General features: G+C 73.1%; 23 protein-coding genes, 1 tRNA gene, 1 pseudogene and 1 riboswitch. Of the genes and pseudogenes, 13 read left to right on the top strand and 12 right to left on the bottom strand.

Annotated features, from left to right (window positions below; all coding sequences use genetic code 11):
- The first annotated feature begins 26 nt into the window (after positions 1–26).
- From MMF93_RS22165 to MMF93_RS22155, 3 genes are all read left to right on the top strand, one after another.
- On the top strand, positions 27–524 hold the full coding sequence (locus tag MMF93_RS22165) for a GNAT family N-acetyltransferase (RefSeq protein WP_242757707.1): 498 nt from the start codon (positions 27–29) through the stop codon (positions 522–524).
- Positions 525–578: 54 nt separating this feature from the next.
- Positions 579–716, top strand: a riboswitch (cobalamin riboswitch).
- Between the two features lie 112 nt (positions 717–828).
- A complete protein-coding gene (locus MMF93_RS22160) occupies positions 829–3,282 on the top strand; it encodes a ribonucleoside-diphosphate reductase subunit alpha (RefSeq protein WP_423835496.1) in 2,454 nt (817 codons plus the stop codon).
- Entirely contained in the window at positions 3,282–4,307 is a 1,026-nt protein-coding gene (locus MMF93_RS22155; RefSeq protein WP_242754200.1) for a ribonucleotide-diphosphate reductase subunit beta, read from the top strand. The genes MMF93_RS22160 and MMF93_RS22155 overlap by 1 nt, the downstream gene beginning before the upstream one ends.
- 81 nt (positions 4,308–4,388) lie before the next feature.
- Here the strand turns inward: MMF93_RS22155 and def are convergent, their stop codons facing one another.
- The 8 genes and pseudogenes from def to MMF93_RS22115 form a co-directional block, all read right to left on the bottom strand.
- The gene (gene def / locus MMF93_RS22150; RefSeq protein ID WP_242754198.1) at positions 4,389–5,036 is read right to left on the bottom strand and encodes a peptide deformylase; all 648 of its coding nucleotides are present in this window, start codon (positions 5,034–5,036) and stop codon (positions 4,389–4,391) included.
- A gap of 94 nt (positions 5,037–5,130) precedes the next feature.
- Positions 5,131–6,135, bottom strand: a complete 1,005-nt coding sequence (locus MMF93_RS22145) for a tetratricopeptide repeat protein (RefSeq protein WP_114014391.1) — start codon at positions 6,133–6,135, stop codon at positions 5,131–5,133.
- Between the two features lie 216 nt (positions 6,136–6,351).
- A complete protein-coding gene (locus MMF93_RS22140; RefSeq protein WP_242754196.1) occupies positions 6,352–7,764 on the bottom strand; it encodes an HD-GYP domain-containing protein in 1,413 nt (470 codons plus the stop codon).
- A pseudogene (locus MMF93_RS22135) lies at positions 7,761–8,633 on the bottom strand (HD-GYP domain-containing protein); the annotation flags it as partial. The pseudogene MMF93_RS22135 and the gene MMF93_RS22140, both read right to left, overlap by 4 nt.
- Before the next feature lie 285 nt (positions 8,634–8,918).
- A complete protein-coding gene (gene rsrA, locus MMF93_RS22130; RefSeq protein ID WP_242754194.1) occupies positions 8,919–9,314 on the bottom strand; it encodes a mycothiol system anti-sigma-R factor in 396 nt (131 codons plus the stop codon).
- Positions 9,311–9,982: a sigma-70 family RNA polymerase sigma factor gene (locus MMF93_RS22125; RefSeq protein WP_181861069.1), complete on the bottom strand. Its 672-nt coding sequence runs from the start codon at positions 9,980–9,982 to the stop codon at positions 9,311–9,313. The genes rsrA and MMF93_RS22125 overlap by 4 nt, the downstream gene beginning before the upstream one ends.
- A gap of 377 nt (positions 9,983–10,359) precedes the next feature.
- Positions 10,360–11,085 (bottom strand): alpha/beta hydrolase family protein, encoded by a 726-nt coding sequence (locus MMF93_RS22120; protein ID WP_242754190.1) that lies wholly within the window; start codon positions 11,083–11,085, stop codon positions 10,360–10,362.
- A 76-nt stretch (positions 11,086–11,161) separates the two neighbouring features.
- On the bottom strand, positions 11,162–12,004 hold the full coding sequence (locus MMF93_RS22115) for an SOS response-associated peptidase (RefSeq protein ID WP_242754188.1): 843 nt from the start codon (positions 12,002–12,004) through the stop codon (positions 11,162–11,164).
- A gap of 99 nt (positions 12,005–12,103) precedes the next feature.
- On the opposite strand from MMF93_RS22115, the gene MMF93_RS22110 reads away from it, so the two are divergent.
- From MMF93_RS22110 to MMF93_RS22095, 4 genes are all read left to right on the top strand, one after another.
- Complete coding sequence (locus tag MMF93_RS22110) at positions 12,104–12,832, top strand: M50 family metallopeptidase (RefSeq protein ID WP_242754186.1); 729 nt, start codon at positions 12,104–12,106, stop codon at positions 12,830–12,832.
- A gap of 88 nt (positions 12,833–12,920) precedes the next feature.
- The gene (aroA, locus tag MMF93_RS22105) at positions 12,921–14,294 is read left to right on the top strand and encodes a 3-phosphoshikimate 1-carboxyvinyltransferase (protein ID WP_242754184.1); all 1,374 of its coding nucleotides are present in this window, start codon (positions 12,921–12,923) and stop codon (positions 14,292–14,294) included.
- A 13-nt stretch (positions 14,295–14,307) separates the two neighbouring features.
- Positions 14,308–15,327: a ribosome small subunit-dependent GTPase A gene (rsgA, locus tag MMF93_RS22100; protein ID WP_242754182.1), complete on the top strand. Its 1,020-nt coding sequence runs from the start codon at positions 14,308–14,310 to the stop codon at positions 15,325–15,327.
- A gap of 116 nt (positions 15,328–15,443) precedes the next feature.
- Positions 15,444–15,767, top strand: coding sequence for a DMT family transporter (locus tag MMF93_RS22095; protein ID WP_242754180.1), 324 nt, complete (start codon positions 15,444–15,446; stop codon positions 15,765–15,767).
- A 41-nt stretch (positions 15,768–15,808) separates the two neighbouring features.
- On the opposite strand, the gene MMF93_RS22090 is transcribed toward MMF93_RS22095, so the two are convergent.
- Positions 15,809–16,477, bottom strand: coding sequence for a TetR/AcrR family transcriptional regulator (locus tag MMF93_RS22090; protein ID WP_242754178.1), 669 nt, complete (start codon positions 16,475–16,477; stop codon positions 15,809–15,811).
- Positions 16,478–16,641: 164 nt separating this feature from the next.
- Here MMF93_RS22090 and hisN point away from each other — a divergent pair, with 164 nt between their 5' ends.
- Entirely contained in the window at positions 16,642–17,436 is a 795-nt protein-coding gene (gene hisN / locus MMF93_RS22085; RefSeq protein ID WP_242754176.1) for a histidinol-phosphatase, read from the top strand.
- Between the two features lie 169 nt (positions 17,437–17,605).
- Entirely contained in the window at positions 17,606–18,046 is a 441-nt protein-coding gene (locus tag MMF93_RS22080; RefSeq protein WP_242754174.1) for a CBS domain-containing protein, read from the top strand.
- 186 nt (positions 18,047–18,232) lie between these two features.
- On the opposite strand, the gene MMF93_RS22075 is transcribed toward MMF93_RS22080, so the two are convergent.
- Positions 18,233–19,669, bottom strand: coding sequence for a catalase (locus MMF93_RS22075; RefSeq protein ID WP_242757705.1), 1,437 nt, complete (start codon positions 19,667–19,669; stop codon positions 18,233–18,235).
- Positions 19,670–19,833: 164 nt separating this feature from the next.
- Between MMF93_RS22075 and MMF93_RS22070 the strand changes: the two genes are divergently transcribed.
- The 4 genes from MMF93_RS22070 to MMF93_RS22055 all read left to right on the top strand — a co-directional run bounded on the left by MMF93_RS22070 (position 19,834) and on the right by MMF93_RS22055 (position 23,269).
- Complete coding sequence (locus MMF93_RS22070; RefSeq protein ID WP_242754171.1) at positions 19,834–20,250, top strand: Fur family transcriptional regulator; 417 nt, start codon at positions 19,834–19,836, stop codon at positions 20,248–20,250.
- Between the two features lie 177 nt (positions 20,251–20,427).
- A complete protein-coding gene (locus MMF93_RS22065; RefSeq protein WP_242754169.1) occupies positions 20,428–21,231 on the top strand; it encodes an ABC transporter ATP-binding protein in 804 nt (267 codons plus the stop codon).
- A complete protein-coding gene (locus tag MMF93_RS22060) occupies positions 21,228–22,094 on the top strand; it encodes an ABC transporter permease (RefSeq protein ID WP_242754167.1) in 867 nt (288 codons plus the stop codon). The genes MMF93_RS22065 and MMF93_RS22060 overlap by 4 nt, the downstream gene beginning before the upstream one ends.
- A gap of 44 nt (positions 22,095–22,138) precedes the next feature.
- Positions 22,139–23,269 carry an ABC transporter substrate-binding protein gene (locus MMF93_RS22055; protein ID WP_423835495.1) on the top strand — a complete coding sequence of 377 codons (1,131 nt, stop codon included), beginning with the start codon at positions 22,139–22,141 and terminating at the stop codon, positions 23,267–23,269.
- Positions 23,270–23,383: 114 nt separating this feature from the next.
- Here the strand turns inward: MMF93_RS22055 and MMF93_RS22050 are convergent.
- Positions 23,384–23,457 (bottom strand) — tRNA-Met (locus MMF93_RS22050).
- 364 nt (positions 23,458–23,821) lie between these two features.
- Positions 23,822–25,642 (bottom strand): tetratricopeptide repeat protein, encoded by a 1,821-nt coding sequence (locus MMF93_RS22045; protein ID WP_423835494.1) that lies wholly within the window; start codon positions 25,640–25,642, stop codon positions 23,822–23,824.
- Positions 25,643–25,800 lie beyond the last annotated feature (158 nt).

Genomic DNA, 25,800 nt, shown 5'->3' with positions numbered 1-25,800 from the left:
GCCCGACCGGCACCGCGAAGGGGCCGTTGGGCATCACGGTCAGGGCGGCGCGGCCCGCGGAGTACGCGGCGGCCGGGGAGTTGGTCGCGCGTGCCTACCTCGACGGGGGGCTGCTGGACTTCGGCGAGGACGACCCGTATCTGACGACCCTGCGCGACGCCGCGGGCCGCGCCGCCCACGCGGACCTGCTGGTCGCCGAGGACGGCGCGGGCACGCTGGTCGGTTCGGTCACCTTCGTCGGAGCCCTGGGCCCCTACGCGGAGCGGGCGGGCGAGGGCGAAGGCGAGTTCCGGATGCTCGCCGTGGCCGAGCGCGCGCGGGGCCGCGGGGTGGGCGAGGCGCTGGTGACCGCGTGCGTGGAGCGGGCCCGCGCACTGGGCCTGCGCGGGCTGGTGCTGTCCACCCATCCGCGCATGGCCGCGGCGCACCGGCTCTACGAGCGGCTCGGCTTCGCCCGGACGCCCGAGCGCGACTGGTACCCGATCGAGGGAATGAGCCTGTGGACGTACGGCCTGACGCTGTGAGCCAACCACGGTAAGCACGACACAAGATATGGGGGTTCACGCCACAGCGGCCACAACATGTATGCTCCCTCACGGCCGTCGCCACTGACGCAGGGGAACCCGGTGCGAGTCCGGGACTGTCCCGCAACGGTGTGCGGAGCAGCTCAGCGCTGCCCCGCGAGTCCGATCACCTGCCGGCGGCGGCATCGAGGAACGTCCGGGTCTCGTGGACTGGGCCGGCGGACGGAGTGCGGCATGCCCGAACGCCTGCGCGCTCCCCGCGCCCCGCCCTGCCACGAGCACGAGCAGCGAGGGAGAGCACCGCGTGACCATCGCCCCCACCGCCCCGTCACCCAGCCAGGAGCAGCCGCCCGGCCAGGAGCGGCCCACCGGCGGGCCCACCGGACAGGACGGAACCGCTCCCGTACCCGGCGCGCAGGACGGCCCCGCCGCGGAACTGGGCGACACCCTCACCGCCCTGACCGCGGACCTGGCCGACGCCGACCCCGCCCCCGTGCTCGCTGCGGCGCTGCGCGGGCGCGCCCCCTCCGCGACCGCGGCCGACCTGCGGGACCTGGCCATCGAGGCCGCCGCGGGGTCCATCGGCGCGGACCCTTCGTACGCGCGGCTGGCCGCCCGGCTGCTCACACGCGCCATCCGCGAGGAGACCGCGGCCGAGGGCGTCACCTCCTTCTCCGCCTCGGTCGCGCTCGGCCACGCCCAGGGTTTGATCGCGGACCGCACGCACGCCTTCGTCGCGGCGCACGCCGCACACCTCGACGCGCTGGTCGACGAGGCGGTCGCGGACGGCGCCGACGACAGGTTCGGCTACTTCGGGCTGCGCACCGTCCACTCCCGCTACCTGCTGCGCCACCCCACCACCCGGCGCGCGATCGAGACCCCGCAGCACTTCTTCCTGCGCGTGGCCTGCGGGCTGGCGGCGGACGAGACGGCTGCGGCGCTCGCCGAGGTCGGCACCTTCTACCGGCTGCTGTGCTCCCTGGACTACCTGCCCTCCTCCCCCACGCTCTTCAACTCCGGCACCCGCCACCCCCAGATGTCCTCCTGCTACCTGCTGGACTCCCCCAAGGACGAACTGGACTCGCTCTACGAGCGCTACCACCAGGTGGCCAGGCTCTCCAAGCACGCGGGCGGCATCGGCCTGCCCTTCTCCCGCATCCGCTCGCGGGGCGCGCTGATCCGCGGCACCAACGGGCACTCGAACGGCATCGTGCCGTTCCTGCGGACCCTCGACGCCTCGGTCGCCGCGGTCAACCAGGGCGGCCGGCGCAAGGGAGCCGCCTGCGTCTACCTGGAGACCTGGCACGCGGACATCGAGGAGTTCCTCGAGCTGCGCGACAACACCGGTGAGGACGCGCGCCGCACCCACAACCTCAACCTGGCGCACTGGATCCCCGACGCGTTCATGCGCCGCGTCGAGGCGGACGAGGACTGGTCGCTCTTCTCCCCCTCCGACGTGCCCGAGCTGACCGACCTGTGGGGCGAGGAGTTCGACGCCGCCTACCGCGCGGCGGAGGCCGACGGGCGCGCCCTGAAGCAGGTGCCCGCACGGCAGCTGTACGGCGCGATGATGCGTACCCTCGCGCAGACCGGCAACGGCTGGATGACCTTCAAGGACACCTCCAACCGCACCGCCAACCAGACGGGCACCCCGGGCCGCGTCGTGCACTCCTCGAACCTGTGCACGGAGATCCTGGAGGTCACCGACGACGACCAGACCGCCGTGTGCAACCTGGGCTCCGTCAACCTGGCCGCGCACCTGGGCGAGGACGGGCTGATGGACTGGGAGCGGCTGGACGCCACCGTGCGTACGGCCGTCACCTTCCTCGACCGCGTGGTGGACATCAACTACTACCCGACCGAACAGGCCTCGGGGTCCAACTCCCGCTGGCGCCCCGTGGGCCTGGGCGTGATGGGGCTCCAGGACGTCTTCTTCCGGCTCGGGCTGCCGTTCGACTCGCCAGCGGCCCGCGAGCTGTCCACCAGGATCGCCGAGCGCATCATGCTCGCCGCCTACGAGACGTCCGCCGAACTGGCCGAACGCCACGGGCCGCTGCCCGACTGGGAGCTGACCCGCACCGCGCGCGGCACCCTCCACCCCGACCACTACCCCGAAGCGCGCGAGAGCCAGGCCTGGCCCGAGCGGTGGAGCGCCCTGCGCGCACGCATCGCCCGCACCGGCATGCGCAACTCCCTGCTGCTGGCCATCGCACCGACCGCGACCATCGCCTCCATCGCCGGCGTCTACGAGTGCATCGAGCCGCAGGTCTCCAACCTCTTCAAACGCGAGACGCTCAGCGGAGAGTTCCTCCAGGTGAACGCCTACCTGGTGGCGGAGCTCAAGCGGCACGGGCTGTGGGACGCGCGCGCCCGCGAGGCACTGCGTCAGGCGAACGGCTCCGTCCAGGACCTGGACTGGGTGCCCGAGCCCGTGCGCGCGCTCTACCGCACCGCCTGGGAGATCCCCCAGCGCGCCCTCATCGACATGGCCGCCGCCCGCACGCCCTACCTGGACCAGAGCCAGTCGCTGAACCTGTTCCTGTCCTCCCCCACCATCGGAAAGCTCAGCTCCATGTACGCCTACGCGTGGAAGAGCGGCATCAAGACCACGTACTACCTGCGCTCGCGCCCGGCGACCCGCATCGCGCAGGCGGCCGGGACCAGCGCCGTCCCCGTGCCCGCGCCCACCCCCGCGGCGGCCGACGAGGCCGTCGCCTGCTCCCTGGAAAACCCCGAGTCCTGCGAGGCCTGCCAGTAATGACCACACCAGCCGCCGACACCACGCCCCGCCTGCTCGACCCGGGCTTCGAGCTGACGCTGCGCCCCATGCGCTACCCGCACTTCTACGAGCGGTACCGCGACGCCATCAAGAACACCTGGACCGTCGAAGAGGTCGACCTGCACTCCGACGTCGCCGACCTGGCGAAGCTCTCGCCCGGCGAACAGCACATGATCAGCCGCCTGGTGGCGTTCTTCGCGACCGGCGACTCCATCGTCGCCAACAACCTCGTGCTCACCCTCTACAAGCACATCAACTCGCCCGAGGCGCGGCTCTATCTCTCCCGGCAGCTGTTCGAGGAGGCCGTCCACGTCCAGTTCTACCTGACGCTGCTCGACACCTACCTGCCCGACCACGACGAACGCGTCCAGGCGTTCGCCGCCGTGGAGAACATCCCCTCCATCCGCGAGAAGGCCGAGTTCTGCTTCCGGTGGATGGACAGCGTCGAGAACATCGACCAGCTGTCCTCGCAGGACGACCGGCGCCGCTTCCTGCTCAACCTGATCTGCTTCGCCGCCTGCATCGAGGGGCTCTTCTTCTACGGCGCGTTCGCCTACGTGTACTGGTTCCGCTCCCGCGGCCTGCTGCACGGCCTGGCCACCGGCACCAACTGGGTCTTCCGCGACGAGTCGATGCACATGTCCTTCGCCTTCGACGTCGTGGACACCGTGCGCGAGGAGGAGCCCGAACTCTTCGACGACGCGCTGCAGAAGCAGGTGGTGGCCATGCTGGACGAGGCCGTCGAGGCGGAGCTCCAGTTCGCGCGGGACCTGTGCGGGGAGGGGCTGCCCGGCATGAACACCGCCTCCATGCGCGCCTACCTCCAGGCCGTCGCCGACCAGCGGCTGCGCCGCCTCGGCTTCGCCGAACGCTACGGAGCCACCAACCCGTTCTCGTTCATGGAGCTCCAGAACGTGCAGGAGCTCACCAACTTCTTCGAGCGGCGGGCCTCCGCCTACCAGGTCGCCGTGGAGGGATCCGTCTCCCTCGACGACGACTTCTGAGCGGCCCGCTTCCCAGAAGCCGGGTGCGCGCCCACAGTCGCCGGGTGGGGCCAGGTGGCCCAGGCCCCACCCGGTACCCGGCTACGCGTCGTTGGGGACGGTCTCGTAGCGCGGGGTGCTCTCGGCCATCTGCCGCAGCACGTCCTTGCGCTCGCGCTTGGAGAGCCGGTCGATGTACAGGTATCCGTGCAGGTGATCGGTCTCGTGCTGGAGGCAGCGCGCGAAGTATCCCGTGCCCTCCACGGTGATCGACTTGCCCTGCGCGTCCTGACCGCGCACCACGGCGTAGTCGGGGCGGGCGAGCGGGTGGTAGGCGCCGGGGACGGACAGACAGCCCTCGTTGCCGTCGTCCAGGACGCGCCGCTCGGCCGGCAGCTCGTCGAGCACCGGGTTGCACACCACCCCGACGTGGCGTACGCCCTCGTCGTCGTAGCAGTCGTAGACGAAGACCTTCGCGTCGACGCCGATCTGGTTGGCGGCGATGCCCACGCCCTCGGCCGCGCGCTGGCTGGCGAACATGTCGTCGACGAGCGCGGCGAGCTCGTCGCCGAACTCGGTCACCTCCGCGCACTCCCGGTGCAGCACGGGGTTACCCACCACCGTCAGGGGACGGGCGGTGCCGCGCGCGGTGTGGGCCTCCTCCCGGGCGGCCGCGTCCGTCACGTCGTCGACGAACCCGCCCTCGGCCACATCGGCCGACCCGGCCCTGGTTTCCTGCTGCTGCGCCATGCCGTCGTACGCCTTCCTGCGACCCTGCGGGGACTGAGATCCGGTGAGCACCGCGAATTGCTCGCCCCCAGAGTACGGGGCGGTCGGCAGGCGCTCAGCAGACCTCCTCCAGATCCCGCCATTCGCGGGTGTCGGGGCTGTCCGCCACCCAGCCGTCGAGCAGGCCGCGCACCAGAGCGGCGGGGGCGGCCAGCCCGCACTCCCGCTCGGGCACCCACAGCTCGCCGGGGCCGCCCTGCGTCATGTGGCCCAGCGGCCCGGGGTGCCCTGGGGAGCTGTGGTCGTGCGGGTCGAGGTGCGCTGTGCCGTCACCCTCGTCGGCGGGCATCGCGCTCTCCGAGCAGGCGCGGCACAGCAGCCGCACCGAGGACGACCAGTCCTCGGCGGCGAAGCCCGCGTCGGCCGCCAGCCGCTCCAGCGCGTCACGGTCGCTCTCCGTGGCGGCCTCCAGCAGCACCACCCAGGTGGGCACCGGCGAGGGCGCCCACAGTTCGATCTCGTCGAAGACGGGGTAGGAGGGTCCGGCCGCGGTGGAGCGCTCACCGTGCGGCACGCCGTCGTGCAGGACGACCTCGCCCCAGCGGCGCCCGGACGAGGGCAGCGGGATGCTCTGCACCTCCAGCCTCGCCGGGTCGATACGGCGGCCCCACACGACCTCGGCCTCGCCCTCGGGTGAGAGCCGCACGGCCGCGCTGCCCAGCCGCATGCCGGAGGGCTCGTCGATCGCGCCCGCGCCGCTCGGCCCCTGGCCCGGCACGTCCAGCCCGTACGCCTGCCAGGCGCGGCGGGCCAGCGGCCAGTCCTGCAGGGCGGTGGCCGCGATGCCCACGTTCCACCAGTCGGGCGCACCGGCCTCCCGGTCGAGCAGCGCGACGGCGCGCAGCCCCGCTGTCCTGGCCTGCTCCCAGTCGTGCCGGAACTTGTGCAGCAGCGCCAGGTTGAACCAGGACTCCGAGAGCCACGGCTCCAGGTCGGCGGCGCGGGTGAGCAGGGCACCCGCGTCCTCGTACCGGCCGTCGCCGATGAGCGTGAACGCGCGGTCCGTCGCCTGCCGCCACGAGGCGGAGGGACGGTGCCGCACCTTGCCGAAGATCCTCACAGTGTTCCCGCCGTTTCCCGCCGTTCCCGCCGTTTCCGCTGCCCGCCGTTCTCGTTCCACCTGTCCCGCGGCCCGGCAGACGCCCGGCCGCTCACCTGCCGCCACCCGTCATCGGGGGCCTCGACACCGGACGCCCGGCGCTCGCTTCCACGCCTGTCGCGGTTCCCCCTTCGCATCCAACCATGCCCGCTCGGGTGCCCGCTCATTACCCGTGCGTCAGACGGCCGGGCAGCGGGACACGACGCGTGACAGGGCCTCCACGACGCGTGGTTCGTGGTCACGCGCGGTGGCGCCACGCAGCGTCCGCAGGGCCCGCTCGCGCGGCCCCGCGGCCGCCGCCGGACCGTCCGCCGCCCCGCCTGCGCCCGGGGCGGCGCCGACGGGGCCGCCGTACGCCGTCAGGAGGTCCTCGTAGGCGTTGACGGTCCGCACGACGCGTGCCGTCAGGGACTGTTCGCGGTACGGGTCCGCCTGGGCCTCCACCGCGGTGGCCACCCGCCCGCCGACCCCGGTCTGGCGGACCACGGCGCCCCCGGACAGGGCGACGCCCCGCCGGCTGCCGAGGGCCTGCCCAGCCGTGGTGCCGCGGGTTTCCGGACCGGTCAGGGAAAGCCGCCCCACGTCGTGAATGAGGGCCGCGTACTCCACAGCGGTGAGTTCCCCTCCCGCCAGGCCCAGCTCGCGTCCCACGGCACGGCTCAGATCGGCGACCCGGCGCGCGCGGCCGCGGGGAGTGCACCCGGCGACCTCCGGCGCCCTCGCCAGGGACGCCAGAGTGCGCCGCCGGGTCGCCCGTACGGGGGCCAGGCGGCGCAGGACGACCTGGGTGAGCAGCAGCGGCGTACAGCAGACCGGCAGCGCCCACAGCCCCGCCGACGCGAAGGCCAGGGCGAGGAGCACCGCCGTCGCGGCGACGGCGGGGACGGTCACCAGCCGGGCGCGCAACTGGGCGCGCAACAGCGGCCCGTACGCCCGGGTGGCCGTCGTGGCGGCGCCGCTCCGGGAGGGAGGGACGGCCGTCTGCGGGGGCGTTTCGGTGGCGGCCGTCGCGGCGGCGAGGAAGGCGTCGACGCATCCGGCGAGCAGGGCGAGGAGCAGCAGGCACAGCGTGAACAGCGCCCCATGGCCGACGGCGGGCGCGAACACGCCACCGGGCGAGAGGGATTGGCAGCAGGTCGCGGCGAAGGCCACACCGAGCGTGAGGCGACCGGCCGCCCAGGGCGAGGGGGCCTGGCCCAGCGCCACGTGCGGCACCGCTCCGACGAGGGAGCCCACCAGGGCCACGGTGACCGCCTGCGCCACCCACTGCCACAGCGGCGCCTCCTCCACCGCGCCCAGCAGCGCGTAACCGAGGGCGCCCGCACCGCAGACCAGCCCGGTGCTCCGTCCCGCGCCCCCGCAGGCCTCCGCCTGCGGCAGCCGAACCCGGGCCAACTCCCCCACGGCGATGACCAGTCCGAAGGCCACGGCGGTCCCAGGACGCGCCGCGCCGTGCCACAGGGTGACGCACAGCGCCGCGGCGGCCAGCGCCGCGGCCGCCGCGTACACCCAGGCGACGGTCCCGGCGGCCAGGCGCCGGCCCGCGACGGCCCGCACACGAGCGGCCCGCGGAACGGGACGCGTCGTCATACGGCCACACCACGCCCGTCCGGCGCGAGGGGCCCGCGCCGCAGGCCGGCCTCCTCCACGGTGGCCTCCGGCACGGCTCGCGCCGCGACGCCACGCGCCGGCACGGCAGGGGCCGCCCCTTCCGCCGAGGGGGCGCGGGCAGGTGATGCGGCGGAGCCGTCACGCGCGGTCGCGGGCTCGGTGTACGGCCAGCCGTGACGGCGCAGCGCACGGGCGAGCGCGGCGACCACCCGGGGGTCGAACTGGGTGCCCGCGCAGCGTTCGAGCTCCGCCACGGCCGCGGCGACGGGCCTGCCCCTGCGGTAGCTGCGCGTGGAGGTCATCGCGTCGAACGCGTCGGCGACGGACACGATGCGCGCCGCCTCCGGGATCCGGTCGCCCGCCAGGCCGTGCGGGTAGCCCAGACCGTCCACGCGTTCGTGGTGGTGCAGTACGGCGGCCCTCGCCTCGCCCAGGAAGTCCAGGCCCCGCACGATCTCCGCGCCCTGTTCGGGGTGGCGCTCCACGACGCGGCGCTCAGCGGGGGTGAGCGGACCCTCCTTGCACAACAGGCGGGCGGGCACGCCGAGTTTGCCGACGTCGTGCAGGACTCCGGCACAGCGCAGGGTCTCGGTACGCTCCTCGTCCAGGCCGAGTTCGCGGGCGATGAGGGCCGCCGCGTGGCCGACCCGTTCGCCGTGCCCGCGCGTGTAGCGGTCCTTGAGGTGCACCGCCTGGGCGAGAGCCTGGACCGCGGCGCGACGGGCGGCGCTCTCCGGGCGGCACCGGCGCAGCTCCCGCCAGGCCAGGTGCAGGGGTCCGAGAACGAGCAGCGCGGCGAGGGGACCGTAGGGACCGCGCCACAGCAGGAGCGCCGCGGGTGCGGCGAGCACGCACGCCAGCGCGAACGTCCCGTCCCGCCGCCGATCCGCTCCCCCACCCGCTCCGGCACGCCACCGCCTACCCACTCCCACGCGCATCACGGGCCTCCCGACCGCCTCGTGTCCTGGCGGGGAGAATAGGAGCGCCGCGTGGGCCCGTTGCCGCCCCGGCGGGTGGTTCCCCCGTACGAGACGGACGGGGCTCACCCGATGGGGGGACAGTGGGCGGAAGCGCCGACGTGAGCGCGCCCGATGTGAACCGGAACGTTCCCAGGCGGGGTACGAACCGGAACGTCAGGCGGGGCTGGTGCCCTCGGCCCCTGTGGGGGCCTGCGCCCGCTGTGCCCGCTGCGGGTGCTGCGCCTCGACGGTGTCCGTGGCCGGCCCGGCGGTCTCGGCCTCGGTCTCGGCCTCCGCCTCGGGACAGCTCTGCTGCCCCTGCCGGATCACCTCGATCCGGCCCATCACCTTGGCCCGCAGGTCCGACGGAACGTCGTCGTGCCCGCAGCAGCGCTTGACGAGCTTCTTGACCTCACGCTCGATGCCGTACTTCTCGAAGCACGGGGAGCACTCGTCGAAGTGTTCCTTGAACTTCTCGCAGTCCCCGTCCGGCATCTCGCGATCGAGGTACTCGTAGAGGTGGTCGAGAACCTCAGCGCAGTCCGTCTCGTGCGGCTCTCCGCAACTCATGAGCCCGAACCTTTCCGGTCTTGCGACCCGTCCGCCGCGGCACCGGCCGGGACCAGTCCGCGCTCTTGCGCGTAGCCCTCCAGCATGTCCCGAAGCTGGCGCCGACCGCGGTGCAGACGGGACATCACCGTGCCGATGGGTGTCCCCATGATGTCGGCGATCTCCTTGTAGGCAAAGCCTTCGACGTCCGCGAGGTAGACGGCGATGCGGAATTCCTCCGGGATCGCCTGGAGCGCTGCCTTGACGTCCGAGTCCGGCAGGTGGTCGAGCGCCTGGGCCTCGGCCGAACGCAGCCCGGTGGACATGTGGGACTCGGCCCGCGCGAGCTGCCAGTCCTCGATCTCCTCCGCCGCGCTGCGCTGCGGCTCGCGCTGCTTCTTGCGGTAGGAGTTGATGAACGTGTTGGTCAGGATGCGGTACAGCCACGCCTTGAGGTTGGTGCCCTCGCGGAACTGGTGGAAGGACGCGTACGCCTTGGCGTAGGTCTCCTGCACCAGGTCCTCGGCGTCGGCGGGATTGCGCGTCATGCGCAGCGCGGCCGAGTACATCTGGTCGAGGAAGGCGAGCGCGTCGCGCTCGAAGCGCGCGCTGCGCTCCTGTGCCGTCTCCGACTCCTGATCCCTGGGCTGTGCGTTCGAGCCGTCTTCGGTCCCGGTGACCGGACCCACCTCCTCCGCTGTCGGGGCGAGCCCGAACGAGGACCCGCTCGATTCGGAGAATAGACGACGATCCGCACCGTCCGCCGCTCGAACAGCCGTCCCTGAGGCCAGCGCCAGCGTGGCCCAGTCCAGGTCGGCGGCCCGCGGACGCTGGGGGCAAGCGACAGAACCCATCTGGGCGGCTTCCTTTCGCCTCGTGGTGAGGTCCTTGCGCGGCGAGCGCCGCACATCGGCTTCCTTCGTGGACACTGCGTGCAACCACACCGCCCCGCCGATCATTCCCGGCGTCCGGAGACTCTTCCCGCCGGCTCCTCGTACGGCTCCGCCGCGGGCCCGCCCGGGCGCGGGCGTACGGCTCCGCCGCGGGGCCCGCCCCGGCGCGGGCGTCATCCAGGCGTGCCGCCGCCGATCCACCGGGCCACCGCACCGGTGATCACGCCCATGGCCTCGTCCTCGGAGACCGCGGCCGACTTCGGGAGCGCGAACCCGTGGTCGCCCCACGCCACCTCGACCAGGCTGGTGCCCCGCGGGAACTCCGCGGGCCGCCCGAACGGGTCCCGGCCGCCCTGGACGACCAGCACCGGCAGCTCCACCCCGGTCAGCTCGTCGGCCCGCGACCTGTCCGGCTTGCCCGGCGGGTGCAGCGGGAAGGAGAGCGCGAGCACCGCGCGTGCGCCCAGCTCGCCCGCCGTACGGCAGGCCACGCGGGCCCCCGCGCTGCGGCCACCGGCGATCACGGGCAGCCCGGGAAGCGCGAGCGCGGGCCACAGCGCGTTCCAGGCCGCGTCCAGGGTCCTGGGCGCCGGAGCCACCTTTTTCCCCGCCACCCGCCACGGCTGCTCCACCAGGGCGACGCTGACGCCCTCCGCGGGCATCGCTCCGGCCAACGCCCGCAGGTCCCGCGCCTCGATACCGCCGCCGGCTCCGTGGCCGAGCGCCAGCACCGTGTGCGCCTTCTTCGCGTCGTGCCAGGTGATACGGGCCTGCCCGGCCGGCGTGGCGACCGTCTCGATCCGCCCGCCGCCCGCGCGGGGCCGCTCCCCGCCCCCGCCCGGATACGCCGTGGCCTTGTCCCTGTGCGCCCTCATGTCCGGGTCCTTGTGCGCGTTCATGTCCGGCATCCTTCCAGGGGTGCCCGGGAAAGGGCCGGTCAGACCAGGGGGCCCGCGAAGGGGCGGTCAGTCCCGGTCAGAACAGCGTCTCCTCCTCCGGCGCCGGCAGCTCCTTCACCAGGTGGGGGCCGTTGTTGCGGACGTTGCTGACGTCCGTGGAGACGGGGTGGGCCCGCATGAGGCCGCCGGGTGGCGGAGCCAGCAAGGCGCGGAGCTGCTCGGAGTCGGTGTGGGAGGGGTCGAGCCAGGCGTCCCAGCGGTCGGGGGTGAGCATCAGCGGCATGCGCGGGTGGATGTCGGCCAGCGAGCCCGGACCGCCCTCGCTCAGCTCGCCCGCGTTGGCCAGCGGGGTGGTCTCGGCGGCGGTGGTGAGGACGGTGCAGGTGGCCCACCACGCCTGCGGATGGTCGTCGGGCAGTGTCTTGTCCCGCCAGAACTCGTAGAGCCCGGCCATCGCCATCACCGGCGCCTCGTCCGAGCCGTCCCGCGGGGCGGGAGAGATGAAGTAGGGCTGCTTGCGGGGGCGCTTGCGCCTGCCCTCCTGTTCCAGCTTGAGCTCGCCCTCGGCCGTGACCCACTCGTAGTAGCCGTCGGCGGGCAGCAGGCAGCGGCGGGCGACGAAGGGGCGCCGGTAGGCGGGCTTCTCGTGCACGGTCTCGGCGCGGGCGTTGATCATCTTGACGCCCATGTCGGGCGTCTTCGCCCAGCCGGGCACCAGACCCCACTTGAGGGGGCGCAGCTGCCGCACAGGACGCGGTTCCGCACTGCCCTTGAGGGGGCGGTCGAGTACCGCGTGCACCCGCTTGGTGGGCGCGACGTTCCAGTCGGCCGCGAGCGCCTCCTCCGGCTCCCACTTCGCCACCTCGAACAGCCGGGCCAGATCCTCGGCCCCCCGGCTCGCTGCATACCGTCCGCACATGCCTGCAAGACTGCCACGGCACGCGGAAACACCGCCGTGCGTTGACGGGAGACGGCACGCGCGGCCGCACACCGACCACACGAGGAGAACGCCGCGAACATGGACAACGCGAGCATCACGGATGTCTGGGACCGCGTCGTGGGCAGCCAGCCGGACCCCGAGCAGTGGCTGGTGATCGCCACCGGCGTGCTGGCGCTGCTCGCGGTGGCCCCGTACGGCGTGTGGCGGATCTCCCGCAACGCCATCACGATCGCGCACGAGGGCGGGCACGGCCTGATAGCCCTGCTCACGGGGCGGCAGCTGGACGGGATACGGCTGCACTCGGACACCTCGGGGCTGACCGTCTCGCGGGGCAAGCCCACCGGCATCGGCATGGTGCTGACCGCCGCGGCGGGCTACACCGCTCCCCCGCTGCTGGGCCTCGGCGGCGCCTGGCTGCTGGCCGCCAACCACATCACGGCGCTGCTGTGGGGGGCGACGGTGCTGCTGCTCGCGATGCTGGTGATGATCCGCAACGCCTACGGGGTACTGACCGTCGTGGTGGCGGGCGGCGCCTTCGTCCTCGTCTCCTGGCTGACGGACCCCGAGGTGCAGGCCGGCTTCGCGTACGTGGTGGTGTGGTTCCTGCTGCTGGGCGGCGTCAGGCCGGCGTTCGAACTCCAGCGCAAGCGGCGGTACGGGCAAGCAGGGGACTCGGACGCCGACCAGCTCTCGCGGCTCACCCACGTCCCCGCGGCGATGTGGCTCTTCCTCTTCCACGCCGTCTCGCTGTGCTGCCTGATCGGCGGGGGCCGCTGGCTGCTCGGCCCTGTGCTGGACCAGCTGTGAGCCCGCTGCTCGCGGCGCCACCCTCTCCTGGGCTGATGACCGGCGGCGGGCTCGGGGCGCGCCGGGCCCCAGCCATTAGAGTTGCCCCATGACCGACCAGTACGCGCCCGCCGCAGACACCGCCCTCTGGCCCGCTCCCACCGCGCCGGCCCGCGTCGAGGCGACCGTCACCGTGCCCGGGTCGAAGTCGGTCACCAACCGGGCGCTGGTGCTGGCGGCGCTGGCCGCGGAGCCGAGCATGCTGCGCCGCCCGCTGCGCTCGCGCGACACCGTGCTGATGGCCGGGGCGCTGCGGGCCATGGGCGTCGGGATCGAGGAGGCGGACTCCTCGGCCTGTGCCGCCACCGAGCCCGGCGGCGCGCACACCACGGGCGAGGCCTGGCGGGTGCTGCCGGGGCCGCTGCGCGGCCCGGCGACGGTGGACGTGGGCAACGCCGGCACCGTGATGCGCTTCCTGCCGCCGCTGGCGGCGCTGGCCGAGGGGCCGGTCAGGTTCGACGGCGATCCGCGCTCCTACGAGCGTCCGCTGCACGGGGTCATCGACGCGCTGCGCGCGCTCGGCGCCCTGGTGGAGGACGAGGGGCGCGGCGCGCTTCCGCTGACGGTGCGGGGCGCGGGGGCGCTGGCCGGCGGCACCGTCGAGGTGGACGCGTCCTCCTCCAGCCAGTTCGTCAGCGCCCTGCTGCTGTCGGGTGCGGGCTTCGACCAGGGCGTGGAGGTGCGTCACACGGGCGGCACCCTGCCCTCGATGCCGCACATCCGCATGACGGTGGAGATGCTGCGCGCCGCCGGGGCGCAGGTGGACGCGCCCGAGGACGGCGGAGCGGCGCACGTGTGGCGGGTCGCGCCCGGCGCCCTGCTGGGCCGCGACGTGACGATCGAGCCCGACCTGTCCAACGCCCAGCCGTTCCTGGCGGCGGCACTGGTCACCGGCGGCCGGGTCACCGTCGCGGACTGGCCGCGGCGCACGACCCAGCCGGGTGACGCGCTGCGGGAGATCTTCACGGCCATGGGCGGCAGCTGCGAGCTGGACGAGCGGGGTCTGACCCTGACCGGCGGCGACCGCGTCCTGGGCATCGACATCGACCTGGGCGAGGTGGGCGAGCTGACCCCCGGCATCGCCGCACTCGCGGCGCTCGCGGACGGCGAGTCGGTGCTGCGCGGCGTGGGCCACCTGCGGCTGCACGAGACGGACCGGCTGGCGGCGCTGGCCAAGGAGATCAACGGGCTGGGCGGCGACGTCACCGAGACCGAGGACGGGCTGCGGATCCGCCCGCGGCCGCTGCACGGCGGCGTCTTCCACACCTACGACGACCACCGGCTGGCCACGGCGGGCGCGGTGCTCGGGCTGGCGGTCGAGGGCGTCGAGGTGGAGAACGTCGCGACGACGGGCAAGACCCTGCCCGACTTCCCGGCGATGTGGGCGGACATGCTCGGGGCGCCGGCCGGAGTGAGAGCCTGAAGGGGCGCCCGCGATGCGCCGCTACGGCAAGCACACCGACGAGGACGACATCCGCGTCCGCCCCTCCCGCCGCGGCACCAGGCCGCGCACCCACACCAGGCCCAAGCACGAGGACGCGGCCGAGGGGCTGGTGCTCACGGTCGACCGCGGCCGTCTGACGTGCCTGGTGGAGGGCCGCACGGTCACCGCGATGAAGGCCCGCGAGCTGGGCCGCAAGGGCGTGGTGGTGGGCGACCGGGTGGCCGTGGTGGGTGATCTGTCCGGGGCGAAGGACACCCTGGCGCGCATCGTCCGCGTCGAGGAGCGCACCTCGGTGCTGCGCAGGACGGCGGACGACAACGACCCCTACGAGCGCGTCATCGTCGCCAACGCCGACCAGCTCGCCATCGTCACCGCGCTGGCCGACCCGGAGCCGCGGCCGCGGCTGATCGACCGCTGCCTGGTCGCGGCCTTCGACGCGGGTCTCGAACCGCTGCTGGTGCTCACCAAGTCGGATCTCGCGCCGGCGCGGCCGCTGCTGGAGACCTACGCGCCGCTGGGGGTGCGCCACGTGGTCACCAGCAGGGAGGGGCTGGCCGAGGGCACGGGCGCGGAGAGCGTGCGCGAGCTGATGCGCGGTCAGGTCACGGTGTGCGTGGGCCACAGCGGCGTCGGCAAGACCACACTCGTCAACGCGCTGGTGCCGCGCAGGCAGCGCGCGACGGGCGACGTCAACGCGGTGACAGGGCGCGGCAGGCACACCACGACGTCCGCGCTGGCGCTGCCGCTGCCGCCGTCGACCACCGGCGAGGACGGCTGGGTCATCGACACCCCGGGGGTGCGCTCCTTCGGGCTGAACCACATTCAACTCTCGCGCGTCATTCACGCGTTCCCCGACCTGGAGGAGGGCGCCGCCCTGTGCCCGCGCGGGTGCAGCCACAACGAGCCCGGCTGTGCGCTGGACGCGTGGGTGGCGGACGGACACGCGGACGCCGCCAGGCTGCACTCGCTGCGCCGCCTGCTGGGCACGCGGGAACGCCGCGAAGGGGACTGATCCGGGCACGCGGGGACGCCGTGAAGGGGACTGATCGCTTCCGGGCGCCCGCGGCGGCATACTGGTTCGCCTGCGCTTGACCTGGACCGCACGGAGCGTCACGGGAGGAAGAGCACATGGCGTGGCTGTTGGTGATAGTCGCTGGGCTGCTGGAGACGGGCTTCGCCGTGTGTCTGAAACTCTCGCACGGCTTCACCAAGCTCTGGCCGACCGTCGCCTTCTGCGCCTTCGCGCTGGGCAGCTTCGGCCTGCTGACCCTCTCCCTGAAGCGGCTGGACGTCGGCCCCGCCTACGCGGTCTGGACCGGTATCGGGGCCGCCGGCACGGCGATCTACGGCATGGTCTTCATGGGTGACGTGGTCTCGGTCCTCAAACTCGTCTCCATCACGCTGGTGATCATCGGCGTGATGGGGCTCCAGCTCTCCGGCAGCGCCCACTGACAGCGTGCCTTCCTCCCGGTGGCGCCGCCCCGCGCCGGCGCTCAGCACGCCAGCAGCGCCCGTACCACCGCGTCGACCCGGCCGCAGGGTTCGTCGTCGGGGCCCGGCTGGGGCGCGACGACGTAGCTGAGCGCGACCCGCAGCCCCGCCTCGTACGCGCGCAGCAGGTCGCCGCGGGCGGTCTCGACCAGCGCGGCCGGTCCCCCGCGCGGACGTGCTCCGGGACCGCCGACCGGCAGGCGGGTGCCCCGGTCGAGCCCCGCCACGGCCCGGTCGCACAGCACGTGGGCGAGCCTCCCCGGCTCCGCCGGATGCGCCTCACGGACGGTCGGGTCCCACGCGGCCGGCGGAGGCGGACGGGACGGCAGCGGGATCCTGGGTCCCCAGCACCCGGTGAGGGCCGCGTGCACGATGGGCTCGGCGCGTGCCGTGCGCAGCACCCAGTGCGCGGCGGCGGCGCAGCAGGCCGCGGGGTCGGCGCCGCCGCGGCAGGCCTCGGTCACGGCGCGGCCCGTTCCGTCGAGGAAGTTCTCGACCAGTCGGCTGACCAGTGCCGCGCCCAGCCCCTCCTTGCTGCCGAACTCGTTGTAGAGCGTCTGCCGTGAGACGTCGGCCGCCGCGGCGACATCGACCATCCGCACGACACTCCAGGGCCGTGTCCCCACCGCCGCGTGGGCGGCGTCCAGCAGGGTCTCGCGCGCAGCAGGCATCGTCGCCTCCCCCAGCCCGCACCCTCCACTGATCGAACGCCGGACCGACTCGCCCCACAGCCCGGCGTGCGGCACAGAATTGACGCACCGCCATGAGGTGTCAATACGCGCCGCACGCGCATGGCCCTGTGGCCGGGGGTCACCCCGCCGGATACTGTGCGGACATGCTGGACTATCACGATGATCTGCGTCTCGCCCACGTGCTGGCCGACGCCGCCGACGCCACGACCATGGAGCGGTTCAAGGCTCTCGACCTGAAGGTGGAGACCAAGCCGGACATGACGCCGGTGAGCGAGGCCGACAAGGCGGCCGAGGAACTGATCCGCAGCTCACTCCAGCGCACCCGCCCCCGGGACGCGGTGCTGGGCGAGGAGTTCGGCACCGAAGGACACGGACCGCGCCGCTGGGTGATCGACCCCATCGACGGGACGAAGAACTACGTGCGCGGCGTCCCCGTCTGGGCGACGCTGATCTCCCTGATGGAGATGGGCGAGGGCGGCGACCGCCCCGTGGTCGGCGTCGTCTCGGCCCCCGCGCTCAACCGGCGCTGGTGGGCGGCGCTCGGCGCGGGCGCGTACACCGGGCGCAGCCTCTCCAAGGCGACCCGCCTTCAGGTCTCCAAGGTCGCCGAGGTGCGGGACGCGTCGTTCGCCTACTCCTCGCTGCACGGCTGGGAGGAGCGCGGCATGCTGGGCGGCTTCATGGATCTGACGCGCGACTGCTGGCGCACCCGGGGCTACGGCGACTTCTGGCCGTACATGATGGTCGCCGAGGGCTCGGTGGACATGTGTGCCGAGCCGGAGCTGTCGCTGTGGGACATGGCGGCCAGCGCGGTCATCGTCGAGGAGGCGGGCGGCAGCTTCACCGGTCTGGACGGCAATCCGGGCCCGCAGAGCGGCAGCGCGGCGGCCTCCAACGGCCTGCTGCACGAGACGCTGCTGAGCTATCTGACGGCGTGAGGACGGGGCCGCCCTGACCGGGTGGCTCGTACACACTTCCTTGTTGTGGCCTGTGACACATGTCAGCATGAGCGTGAGCTCGCTTGTGACCTTGTGAACCCCTTCTCGAGGTCCCGCGCTCCGCGCCCGGGGCCCCGCAGAAGCCGTTCCGCCAAGGAGGTAGCCCCGCATGCCAGGTCACGTCCAGCACGCCATGAGCACCGTCGTCCTCACCATCGGCCCCACCCACACCCTGCGCCAGGCAGCGCAGCTGATGTCGGCCAGACGGGTGGGCGCCGCCGTCGTCCTCGACCCCGACACCAGCGGCCTCGGCATCCTCACCGAACGCGACATCCTCGACTCCCTCGGCGCCGGCCAGGACCCCGACCGGGAGACGGCCCACGCCCATACGACCGCCGACGTCGTCTTCGCCGGACCCGACTGGACACTGGCGGCGGCAGCGGAGGCGATGGTCCAAGGCGGCTTCCGCCACCTGATCGTGCTGGACGGGCGCGAACCCGTGGGGATCGTCTCGGTCCGCGACATCGTGCGCAGCTGGGCCGACGCCGACGCGCCGCCCGCGGACACCCGGTCCGCGGGCGCCCCTCCCGCCGGAGAGGTGGCCGTCTGATTCCGTGAGCGAGGGCCACCTGATCCCGAGAGGGTGCCGCCTCCTTCCCGCGGGGGAAGGAGACGGCACCGAACGCGGTCCCGCGCCGCCCCCGCGAGCACCTGCGGGGACGGCGCGGGAAACGCACCGGAGGGACCGGAGCCCCATGGCGTCCGATCCCTCCGGGCTCGTACGGCGAGCGATCGATCAGCCGCGCAGGGCCTGGACCGCGGCCTCGAGCCGCTTGCCGTAGTCGGGGTCCGCCTTGCGGAAGTTCTCGATCGCGCGCTGGGCGATCTCGTCGCGGGAGACGGCGGCGATGCCGCCCGCGAGGTTGTCGACCAGCCGCTGCTTCTCGTCTTCCGACATGAGGCGGTAGAGGTTCCCGGCCTGGACGAAGTCGTCGTCCTCGGCGTGCGAGGGCGCCTCGTGGTCCTCGGTCGTCCCGCTGACGCTCTGCGGCTCCCACATGGCACGGCCGGTCTCGGCCGGGCCGCCGAAGCTGTTCGGCTCGTAGTTCTTCGTACCGCCGTGGCGGCCGTCGTACATGAAGCCATCGCGGCCGTAGGAGCGGGCCTGCGCCGCCTTCGGCTCGTTCACCGGCAGCAGGTCGGCGTTGATGCCGACCCGGTAGCGGTGCGCGTCACCGTAGGCGAACAGGCGGCCCTGGAGCATCTTGTCCGGCGAGGGGCCGATGCCCGGCACGAAGTGGTGCGGGGAGAAGATCGACTGCTCGGTCTCGGCGAAGATGTTGCGCGGGTTGCGGTTGAGCTCCATCTTGCCGAACCAGTGGACCGGGTAGTCCGCGTGCGGCCACACCTTGGTGAGGTCGAACGGGTTGAAGCGGTAGTTCGCCGCCTCCGCCGCGGGCATGATCTGCACGCCGACGGTCCAGCTCGGGTACTCGCCGCGCTCGATGGACTCGCGCAGGTCGCGCTGGTGGCTGTCGGGGTCCTTGCCGGCCAGCACGTCCGCCTCGGCGGCCGTCAGGTTCTTGATGCCCTGGTCGGTCTTGAAGTGGTACTTGACCCAGAAGACCTCGCCCGCCTCGTTGCTCCACTGGAAGGTGTGGGAGCTGAAACCGTCCATGTGACGGTAGGAGGCGGGGATACCGCGGTCGCCGTGCAGCCAGGTCACCTGGTGCGTCGACTCGGGCGAGAGGCTCCAGAAGTCCCAGACGTTGTCCGGCTCCTGCGAGCCGGTGTAGGGGTCGCGCTTCTGGGTGTGGATGAAGTCGGGGAACTTGATGGCGTCCTTGACGAAGAACACCGGGGTGTTGTTACCGACCAGGTCGTAGTTGCCCTCTTCGGTGTAGAACTTCAGCGCGAAGCCGCGCGGGTCACGCACCGCGTCCGCCGCGCCGAGGTTGCCGGCCACCGTCGAGAACCGCGCGAAGACCTCGGTCTCCTTGCCGACCTCGGAGAGGAACTTCGCCCGCGTGTACTGCGTCACGTCGGCGGTGACGGTGAACTTGCCGTACGCACCCGCGCCCCGGGCGTGCACGATCCGCTCGGGGATCCGCTCGCGGTTGAAGTGTGCGAGCTTCTCGAGCAGGTGCTGGTCCTGAACGAGCACCGGGCCGCCGACGCCGGCGGTCTGGCTGTTCTGGTTGTCCGCGACCGGAGCACCGGCTTCCGTCGTCATCGGTCCGGACGTCTCGTCCTGCACGGTCACGTGCGCCTCCTGTGCTTCACATCTGTCCTGTGGGCCAACCACTCGTCACCCTACATTGGACATTGTCTAAGTCAAGAAGAAAACGAAACCCGTACGGGTTCTGCCCATGGACATGGCGCTGCTAGGCTGGACACATGAGTGACCTGCTGGAACGGCTCCGCGACCGCGGCTGGCGCCTCACCGCGCAGCGGCGCGTCGTCGCCGAGGTGCTCGACGGCGACCATGTCCACTACACGGCCGACGAGGTCCACGCCCGCGCGACGGACCGCCTGCCGGAGATCGCCCGCGCGACGGTCTACAACACGCTCAGCGAACTCGTCGCCCTCGGTGAAGTGCTCGAGGTGAGCACCGACGGACGCGCGAAACGCTACGACCCCAACGCGCGCCACAGCCACCAGCACCTGGTCTGTTCCCGCTGCGGCACCATCCGCGACGTCCACCCGACGGGTGACCCGCTGACCGCCCTGCCCGAGCGGGAGCGGTACGGCTTCGCCGTCGCGGAGGCCACGGTCACCTACCGCGGCGTCTGCCCCCACTGCGCGGACGCCTGACCTTCATCCGAAGGCGCCGACAGCGCCCGTTTCCCGGCCGAGCGGGCCCGCACCCCGAGGGTGCGGGCCCGCTCGTGTCGCCGCAGCGCGTTGCCGCATGACCCTTGCCGGTATCTGACGGGCCGTCATATCGTCGCGGACTGACGCACTCTTCCCCACCCGGAACGGGGAGTGACCATGCCGAAAATCCGCGCCAGTGCCGTCACCCGCAGCTTCGGCCGCGGCCCCCGCGCAATCGCCGCACTCGGTCCGCTCGATCTGGACGTCGACCCGGGCGAGTTCGTCTGCGTCGTGGGCCCCTCCGGCTGCGGCAAGTCCACTCTGCTGCGCATCGCCGCAGGACTGCTGCGCCCCACCTCCGGCGCACTCGAACTGCGCACCGACGCCACCCACCCCGCCGCCATGATCTTCCAGGACTACGGCATCTACGACTGGAAGACCGTGCTGGCCAACGTCCGCTTCGGCCTCGACGTCCAGCGCGCACCCCGCAAGGAGGCCGACGCCCGTGCCGCCGCGTGGCTCGCCAGGCTGGGGCTGGCCGACTTCGCCGACTCCTACCCCGCCGCCCTCTCCGGCGGCATGCGGCAACGGGTGGCCATCGCCCGCGCGCTCGCCGTCGAACCGGAGATCCTGCTCATGGACGAGCCCTTCGCCGCACTCGACGCGCAGCTGCGCACCATCCTCCAGGACGAACTCCTCGCCCTCACGCAGGCCACCAGCGCCACCACCCTCTTCATCACCCACAGCCTCGAAGAGGCCCTCGTCCTCGGCGACCGGGTCCTGGTGATGTCCGCGCGCCCCGGCCGCGTCATCGCCGAACGCCGCACGCCCTTCGCCCGGCCCCGCACCGGCGACGTCCGCTCCGACCCGCGCTTCACCGCCCTCAAGGACGAACTGTGGGGACTGCTGCGCGGCGAGGTCGGCCGCCGGGCACCCGGCGCGGGACCGGCCACGGCGAGCGGCGAGGGGGCCGCCGCATGAGCACCCTGCGGACGCCGCACAGCAGCGAGGGGCGCCTCGTACGGCGCCCGGGGCCGCACGAGAGAGCCCCGGAGAGCACCCACAGGCGGCGGCGCGCACTGGAACTGTCGCTGGCCGTCGCCGCACCCCTCGTCCTCGTCCTGCTGTGGCAGCTCGCCGCCACGCAGCAGTGGATCGACGCGCGCGTCTACCCCGCACCGAGCGCCATCGTCGCCGACGGATGGGAGCGCGCCGCGGAGGGCGACCTGTGGCCCGACGTGTGGGCCACCCTCAAACGGGTCCTCGCCGGATACCTGCTCGGCACGGTGGCCGGCTACCTGCTCGGGCTGCTGATGGGAGCGCTGCCGCTGGTGCGGGCCGCGCTGGAACCCATGATGGACGCCCTGTACGTGGTACCGAAGCTGGCGCTGCTGCCCATCTTCCTCAACATGTTCGGACTGGGTGAGGGGCCGCAGGTGGCGCTGGTGGCCGCGACGGTCTTCTTCTTCGTCTGGATCTCGACCATGGCCGCCGTGCTGGCCGTCCCGGAGGGGCACCGGGACGCCGGGCGCGTCTTCGGCGCCAGACACTGGCAGATGTTCCGGCACGTGCTGCTGCCGGCGTCCCTGCCCTCCGTCCTGGTCGGCGCCCGGATCGCCGCGGGTGTCGCCGTGCTGGTGATCGTCGCCTCGGAGTCCATCGCCGCCTCCGACGGCCTCGGACACCTGATCTTCGACTCCCGGGCCCTGTTCCAGAACGACGTGATGTTCGTCGGCGTCGTCTGCGTCGCCGTCCTGGGCGTGCTCTTCTCCGAACTCGTCCGGCTCGCCGGACGCCTCCTCACCCCGTGGGCGCCGCGCGACCGGGGCCGCGGCCAGTCCTGACACCCGCACAGGTCCCCCGCCCGACCTCTTTCGAAAGGGCCGCCGTGCGCCATCCCCTCGCCCCCGCCCTCACCCTCGTCCTCAGCTGCGCCCTCGCCCTGACCGGCTGCTCAGCACAGCGGGACAGCGGCCTGAAGACCGCCGACCGCGACATCGAACCCGTCCCCGGCTGCGGCGAACACTCCTGGACCGACCCCGCCCAGACGGGTGAGAACCGCTCCCCCGCACGCTGCGAAGCCGGAGCCCCCGCGCCCCGCAAGCTCAAGAAGACCCGCAAGCTCACCATCGCGACCAGCACACTGACCGCCGAGTACGTCGCACCCCTCCAGATCGCCATAGCCAAGGGCGAGTTCGCCAAGGAAGGGCTCGATGTCGAACTGAGGGTGCTGCCCACCCCAGAAGCCCTCCCGCTGCTGGCCAAGGGCGAGATCGACGCGCTGTGGGCCGCCCCCGAAGCCGCCGTCGTCAACGGCATCAACTCCGGCTTCGACATCCGCTGGGTCGCCGGCAACTTCTCCCCCGACCCGAAGTCCAAGAGCGGCCTGTGGGTCCGCCTGCGCGAGGGCGAGAAGCCGTCCTCCGTCTCTCTCGCAAACCGGAAGATCGGAACCCTGATCGGCAAGGGGTCGGTGATCTCCTACCCGATGGACACCCTCCTTTCCGCACACGGCGCCGACATGGCGTCCATGTCCTTCCAGCAGCTCGGCTCCTCCGACGTCCTGACGGCCTTCACCAGCGGCGGAGTGGACGCGGCCTGGTTGCTCGACCCGGTGTGGCGCCGCGTGGAGGAGGACGAGAAGTACGCCTTCCTCGGCGGCCAGCCACCCGGCGAACCCCTGGGCGGCGCCCTGTTCGGACCCGGCCTGCTGAGTGCCGACGTCGACGCGGGGGTCGCCCTGCTGCGCGCCTACATCCGCACGGTCAACACCTACTTCGCCGACGACTACAAGAAGGACCCCGCCTTCGTGGCCGAACTCGCCAAGATCCTCAAACAGGATCCGAAGGTGATCACGGCCGTACCCGCGCTCCGGATGGACTGGGAGATCCGCAAGGGCACCACCGACAGGCTCCAGAAGGCCTACCGCGACGCCGGGGTCACCGAGGGCAAACCCGTCCCCGAAGCGCGTCTGGTGGACCGCGGGCTCTACGCGGAAGCGGTCGGACACGAGCCGTGACGCCCACGCGCCGGGGCCCGGTGACCCGGCAGCCGGCCAGCGGACAGCCCGACCCGGAGAGTGCGCGAACATGACGAAGGCCCGGATCCGAGGATCCGGGCCTTCGTCTTCCAGTAGCGGGGACAGGATTTGAACCTGCGACCTCTGGGTTATGAGCCCAGCGAGCTACCGAGCTGCTCCACCCCGCGCCGTTGTGTGTACAACTTTAACCCACGCCGACGACCAGTGCAAACCGAGACCCGCGAGCCGCGTGAGCCCGCTGTGGCAGACCTTGCGAGCCCCCCTCCGAACCGCGCTCCGAGCGCCCACGGTGAAGCCCCCCGCGCACTCCGGTTCCGGTCCTGCGGTGGGGTGCTCAGGGCGCGGCGCTCGTGAGGGAGCACTCACGGCGGCAGCACTCACGGCGGCAGCACTCATGGCGGCAGCGATCACAGCGGAAGCGATCACGGCGGGAGCGATCACGGCGGGAGCGGCGGGGTGCCGGAGGGCGTCGGTCGGCCGCCCTGGCCTCCCCGACGCCCTCCGGCACCCCCCGGCGAGGGAGGCCCGCTCCTACGCCGTGAGCTCCGCGCGCAGCGCATCCCGCAGGCGTGCGGCCCGCTCGGCCACCTCGGCCGGGCCCAGCTCGACGGCGCGCGCGCACCAGAACTGGCCCTCGGCCAGCTCGCCCTGGCGTGCGCTGAGCAGCGCCAGCCGCAGCGCTGCCCTGCCGTGCCCGGCCTCGGCCGCGCGGGTCCACCACAGCACGGCTTCCGCTTCGCTGCCCTCGCGGGCCAGCAGCAGGCCCAGGTTGAAGGCGCCGTTGGGGCTGCCCGCCTCGGCCGCGGCGCGGTACCAGCGTGCGGCGTCGACGACCTCGCCCCGCGCGGCCGCGCACATGCCCAGCCGTACCTGTGCCCGGCGGTGGCCGTGCTCGGCGGCGCGCTGGTACCACTCCTCGTACTCGGGTCTGGCGCCCTCGACGCGCCCGAGAGCGTGCGCGGAACCGAGCTCGCCGGTGTCGGGCCGGGTGACCCGTTCCAGCAGCGCGCCGAGCCGGAAGGCGCCCTCGACGCTGCCGCCGCCCGCGGCGCACCGCAGGTGCCTCTCGGCGGTGTGCAGCTCGCCTTCGCGCAGCAGGGCGAGGGCGACCTGGAGCGCGGCCTCCGCGTGCCCGGAGGCGGCCGCCCGCTCGTACCACGCGCGCGCGGCACGCTCGTTGCCGCGGCCGGCGTGCAGGATGCCGAGGTTGAAGGCGGCGTCGACGCTTCCGGCCTCGGCCGCCTTGGAGAACCACGGCTCGGCCCCCTGCGCGTCCCCACGCTGCAACAGCAGGACGGCGAGCGCGTTGGCGGCCTCGCGGTGCCCGGCGTAGGCGGCCCGGCGGTACCACTGTTCAGCCTGCGCCGTACGGCCCTGCGCGGCGCACAGGAGCCCGAGGTTGAACGCCCCGTTGTCGCTGCCGGCTTCCAGCGCGACGCGGTACCAGCGCTCGGCGGCCTGCCGCTCGCCGCGGTCGGCGTGCAGCGCGCCCAGGGCGTTGGCGGCGTTTCCGTCGCCGTCCTCGGCCGCACGGCGCCACCACACGGCGGCGCTCTCCTCGTCACCCGCGTCCCGCAGCAGGAAGCCGAGAGCGCAGGCGGCCCGTGCCTCGCCGTCCTTGGCGGAGGTCAGGTACCAGCGACCGGCCTCCTTGAGCTCGCCACGCCGCTCCAGGGCCGCACCCAGCCGCAGCGCCGCCCTGCGGTGGCCGCGGGCCGCCGCCTGGCGGTACCAGCCCTCGGCCTCCTCCTCGGCCTCGCGTACGGTCGTCGCGTCGGACTCCTCGTCGGCCGCCAGCTGTTCGGCCCTGGCTGAGGCCAGCCGCGCGACGCGGTAGGCCGCCTCCCGGTGACCGCGCTCGGCGGCGGCGCGGAACCACTCCTCCGCACCGTCCTCGCCGCGGTGCTCCAGCAGGTCCGCCAGCGCGTAGGCGCCGAGCGCGTGGCCGGATTCGGCGGACTGCCGAAGCCAGTAATGGGCCGCGGGCTCGTCACCGCGCTCCCGCCGGTGGCGGCCGAGCGCGTGTGCCGCCGCGGCCGATCCGGCGACGGCGGCCGTACGCCACCACTCGGCGGCCTCTTCCGTATACCCCCTCTGGTGCAGCAGCACTCCGAGGTTGTTGGCGGCCGCGCGGTCACCCGCGGCCGTGGCGGCGCGCAGATGCGGCTCGGCGCCGTCCAGATCCCCCCGGCGCAGCAGCTGGGCCCCCAGCACACTGTCCGCGGCGGTCGTGTCCCCCGCGGAGTGTCCGGCTGCGTTCGCCACTGCGGCTGCGGTCTTTTCGGTGTACTCCTCCACGCTCGGGCCCGGACCGGGACGTGCCGGGTCCGTCGGCCTTGCCTTCTCCCCCATAAGCTCCATCGTCGCACCACCCGCAACCCGCGTACACCTCGTATACCGCAGCCAGTGAGGTCACTTCGGCGGTTTGTCGACTTCCCGACGAAGAGATACCTCAAACTACAGCGCACCCACCATCCCCCGCACAAGCGAAAAGGCCCGGAGTCTGTTGA

The organism is Streptomyces tubbatahanensis (genome assembly GCF_022699385.1).
Taxonomy (GTDB): Bacteria; Actinomycetota; Actinomycetes; order Streptomycetales; family Streptomycetaceae; genus Streptomyces; species Streptomyces diacarni.
Note: the sequence above shows the minus strand (reverse complement) of the source record. Positions and strands in the feature narration are given on the sequence as shown.